Annotated in this window: 5 protein-coding genes; 3 read left to right on the forward strand and 2 right to left on the reverse strand. The window is 68.2% G+C overall.

Features of this window, described 5'->3' with window-relative positions:
* On the forward strand, positions 1-716 hold a 716-nt coding region (locus tag VF536_RS27040; RefSeq protein WP_331618043.1), incomplete at its 5' end, for an AraC family transcriptional regulator.
* Positions 717-787: 71 nt separating this feature from the next.
* On the forward strand, positions 788-1,186 hold the full coding sequence (locus VF536_RS27045; protein WP_331618044.1) for a cupin domain-containing protein: 399 nt from the start codon (positions 788-790) through the stop codon (positions 1,184-1,186).
* Here VF536_RS27045 and VF536_RS27050 read toward each other — a convergent pair whose 3' ends face one another.
* Complete coding sequence (locus VF536_RS27050) at positions 1,187-1,768, reverse strand: methylated-DNA--[protein]-cysteine S-methyltransferase (RefSeq protein ID WP_331618045.1); 582 nt, start codon at positions 1,766-1,768, stop codon at positions 1,187-1,189.
* 25 nt (positions 1,769-1,793) lie between these two features.
* Entirely contained in the window at positions 1,794-2,810 is a 1,017-nt protein-coding gene (gene dusA / locus VF536_RS27055) for a tRNA dihydrouridine(20/20a) synthase DusA (RefSeq protein WP_414710456.1), read from the reverse strand.
* A gap of 162 nt (positions 2,811-2,972) precedes the next feature.
* Between dusA and VF536_RS27060 the strand changes: the two genes are divergently transcribed.
* Positions 2,973-4,076 carry a tyrosine-type recombinase/integrase gene (locus VF536_RS27060; RefSeq protein ID WP_331618046.1) on the forward strand — a complete coding sequence of 368 codons (1,104 nt, stop codon included), beginning with the start codon at positions 2,973-2,975 and terminating at the stop codon, positions 4,074-4,076.
* Positions 4,077-4,149 lie beyond the last annotated feature (73 nt).

The raw sequence follows: 4,149 nt of genomic DNA on the forward strand, positions 1-4,149 counted from the left end.
CCCCGCATCGCCACGACACCTACGCGATCGGCACGACGCTGGCTGGCGTCCAGTCCTTCACCTACCGCGCGTCGCTGCGGCACAGCCTGGCCGGGCACACGATCGTGCTGCATCCGGACGAGGTGCATGACGGACATGCGGGCACCGACGCCGGCTTCCGCTATCGCATGCTCTACCTGGCGCCGGCACGGCTGCAGGAGATGCTCGGCGGCGTCGCGCTGCCCTTCGTGCCGGGCGGCGTGTCGACCGATCCCCGCCTCGCCCGCGCCACGCGCGCGCTGCTGGCGCAACTCGCCGCGCCGCTGGACGCGCTGGAGCAGGACGACGGACTGCTCGAGCTCGCCACCGCCCTGCAGCTCGCGGCCGGCTCGACACCACGGCCCGTGCGTGGCGACTACCGCGCCGCCCTCGTGGCGCGCGAACTCATGGACGACCGGCTCGACAGCGTCGTGACGCTGGAAGAACTCGCCGATGCCGCGGGGCGTGATCGATGGAGCCTCTCGCGCGACTTCCGCGCCAGCTTCGGCACCAGCCCCTACCGCTATCTGACGCTGCGGCGCCTGGACCTCGCGCGCCGTCTGATGCTCGCCGGACAACCGCTCGCGGATTGCGCCGTCCACGCCGGCTTCGCGGACCAGAGCCACTTCACGCGCCAGTTCGCGAAGGCGTTCGGGGTCACGCCGGCGCGGTGGCTGCGCATGTCACGGCCGGACTAGACGCACGATCGTTCAAGACGAGCCACAGGTCGGTCGCCAACATGGGCGCTCCAACACACGCCTCGAACGACATGATCACGACCGCCACCCACCCTGCCCCGTCGGGCTCCTATCGCGCCGTCAACCTCGCCGACAAGCTGTCGCTGCTGCACGAGCAGTGGTCGCAGCGCGTGGTGGCCGAAATCAACGACTACCAGTTCAAGATCGCCAAGGTGGAAGGCGACTTCGTGTGGCACGCGCATGCCGAGACCGACGAAGCCTTCCTCGTCGTGGCCGGCGAGTTGCGGCTGGAGTTCCGCGACGGCGCGGTCACGCTGCGCGCGGGCGAGATGTTCGTCGTACCGCGCGGCGTCGAGCACAAGCCCAGCGCCGCGCAGGAGACCCACATCCTGGTCGTCGAGCCCCGCGGCGTGGTGAACACGGGCGCCGAACACAACGAGCGGACGCAGCCGAACGATCGATGGGTGTGATCAGAAGAGGTCTTGCTGCTCGCCGACCTGCTGCCCCGTCGCGCGGGCCTCGATCGCGAGGATCTTCAGCTTGGTCACGACGCCGCCCGGCGCGGAGAAGCCCGTGAGGTTCGCCGCCTTGCCCGCCGTCGGCGCGCCCATCACGCGATGGCAGGGCACGATCGGCGGGAACGGGTTGTGGCCCTCCGCCCGGCCGACCGCCCGTGCCGCGTTCGGTAACCCGAGCCGCGTGGCCACTTCGCCGTAGGTCAGCGTCTGCCCGACCGGGATGCGCCGCGTGAGCGCCAGCACCTCGCGGTCGAAGGCCGGCACCGCGCTGTCGTCGAGTTCGATCTCGAGCAGGTCGCGCGGCTCGCCGTCGAGCAGCGCGCGCACGCCGAGGCAGGCCTGCTTCACCGCGTCGGGCAGGCGCTCGAAGTCGGCCTCCTCGCGCCCGGCAGGGAAGCGCACCCACATGCGGTCGCGCGTGACGGACAGGCTCTCTTCCGGCAGCTGCGAAGCGACGATGCCGCGCTCGGTCCACGCGATGCCGCAGTGGCCGAGCACCGTCGGATAGCAGTGGAAGAAGACCTGCGGCGCCATGTCGGGATGCCGATGCGTCGCGCGGTCAGGTCGTGACAGGCGCGGAGACGGCCGACGCATCGACCGCCGGCTTGAAGGCGGGATGTTGCATGGCGATCTCCGCAGCCTGGAGGCGCGCGTCGGTCGCCAGCTTCGCCACCTCGCGCGGCGTCATCGTCTTGAGCTTGTGGTCCGACCACACCTGGCGCCAGCGGCGCGCGCCGGGCAGGCCGTTCCACAGGCCGAGCGCGTGCCGCATCGCCTGCGACCACGGGCGGCCCAGCGCGACCTGCCGGTCGAGGTAGTCCAGCCACAGCGCCTCGACCGCTTCGCGGCTCGCGACCGGCGCCTGCGCCTCGCCGAAGAAACGCTGGTCCCACTGCGCCATCTGCCAGGGCTCGTGATACGCCTGCCGGCCGATCATCACGCCGTCGACATGGTCGAGCTGCGCGGCGATCTCGTCGTCCGTCTTGAGGCCGCCGTTGATCGCGATGGTCAGGTGCGGGAACTCGCGCTTGAGGCGATGGACCAGCTCATACCGCAGCGGCGGGATGTCGCGGTTCTCCTTGGGCGACAGGCCTTGCAGCCAAGCATTGCGCGCGTGCACGAGGAAGACCTCGCAGCCCGCGTCGGCGACCTGGCCGACGAAATCGCGCACGAAGTCGTAGCTCTCGATCCGGTCGATGCCGATGCGATGCTTGACGGTGACCGGGATCGCGACCGCGTCGCGCATCGCCTTGACGCCGTCGGCGACCAGCGCCGGCTCCGCCATCAGGCAGGCGCCGAACGCACCGCGCTGGACGCGTTCGCTGGGACAGCCGCAGTTCAGGTTGACCTCGTCGTAGCCCCATTGCTCGGCCAGCTTCGCGCAGGCGGCGAGATCGGCCGGCTCAGAGCCGCCGAGCTGCAGCGCGACGGGGTGCTCCTGTTCGTTGAAGTCCAGGTGGCGCGGCTTGTCGCCATGCAGGATCGCGCCGGTCGTCACCATCTCGGTGTAGAGCAGCGTGTGGCGCGTCAGCAGCCGGTGGAAGTACCGGCAATCGGCGGTCGTCCAGTCCAGCATAGGTGCAACGCTTAAACGCCACCTCCTCTGACGATCGAATTTCAGAGAAGAAGTCCCGTCTACAGAGGGCGTCTCATTTCTGCTCATTCCTGCCCTTTTGCGCTCATTTTTGATGCCGGGGTAACATTCCGTGCAACACAACCACCAATGTTGCACCGACCTATGGGCACCATTCTGTCACGCAAGCGAAAAGACGGCACCGTCGGGCACACCGCCGTCATCCGGATCAAGAAGGGCGGCAAGGTCGTGCACACGGAGTCGGAGACCTTCGACCGCAAGCAGGCCGCCGAGGCCTGGATGAAGAAGCGCGAGACCGCCCTGGCCGAACCAGGTGGGCTGGACAAGCGCGAGGACCCCACGCTCAAGGCCGTCATCGAGCAGTACAACCTGGAGAAGCTGCGCGAGCACGGGCGCACCAAAGCGCAGGTCCTCAAGACGATCTCCGAGTCCGATCTGGGCGCCAGGCGCTGCTCCGAGATCGCCGCGCGCGACATCGTCGCCTACATCCAGGCGCTGACCATGAAGGACGGGCGCCCGCCGGAGCCGTCGACGCGGCAGAACTACCTGTCGCACCTCACCTCGGTGTTCAAGGTGGCCAGGCCGGCCTGGGGCTACCCGCTGGACTGGCAAGCCGCGACGGACGCCCGGATCGTCCTGAACAAGCTGGGCATCATCGGCCGCTCCAAGGAACGCGAGCGCCGCCCCACGCTCGAGGAGCTCGACCGGCTCATGAACTTCTACAGCAGGACGGTCCGCCGGCGGCGCGACACCATCCCGATGCAGAAGATCATCTGCTTCGCCATCTTCAGCACCCGGCGCCAGGAGGAGATCACCACCGTGCTGCGCGAGGACCTCGACGCCGAGCACCACGAGCTGCTCGTGCGCGACATGAAGGATCCGGGCGAGACCGTCGGCAACCTGGTGCGCACGACGCTGACGCCCGAGGCGCTGCAGCTCATCGAGCGACATGGCGCCAAGAAAGGCGAGATCTGGCCGTACAACCACAGGACCATCAGCCACTCGTTCAGGAAGGCCTGCAACTTCCTCGGCATCGAAGACCTGCACTTCCACGACCTGCGCCACGACGGCATCAGCCGGCTGTTCGAGATGGGCTGGACGATCCCCCAGGCGGCCACGGTATCAGGCCACCGAACGTGGGAATCGCTCAAGCGCTACAGCCACATCAAGCAGCGCGGCGACAAATACGCCGACTGGCCCTGGCTGAAGAAAGTCCTGGCGTTAGAACCAGGGGAGCGGTCGGCGTAAGGCAACTACTGTATAAATGCGCAGTATGTTTTGGTACGTGCGACGCATCTTCGACAAGGGAGTCCTCATTCCC

It is taken from the genome of Roseateles sp., assembly GCF_036486225.1.
Lineage (GTDB): Bacteria > Pseudomonadota > Gammaproteobacteria > Burkholderiales > Burkholderiaceae_C > Roseateles.

Excerpts from the sequence above, each read along its gene's own strand:
- dusA (WP_414710456.1), bottom strand. The coding sequence starts at position 2,810 with ATGCTGGACTGGACGACCGCCGATTGCCGGTACTTCCACCGGCTGCTG.
- VF536_RS27060 (WP_331618046.1), top strand. The coding sequence starts at position 2,973 with ATGGGCACCATTCTGTCACGCAAGCGAAAAGACGGCACCGTCGGGCAC.
- VF536_RS27050 (WP_331618045.1), bottom strand. The coding sequence starts at position 1,768 with ATGGCGCCGCAGGTCTTCTTCCACTGCTATCCGACGGTGCTCGGCCAC.
- VF536_RS27045 (WP_331618044.1), top strand. The coding sequence starts at position 788 with ATGATCACGACCGCCACCCACCCTGCCCCGTCGGGCTCCTATCGCGCC.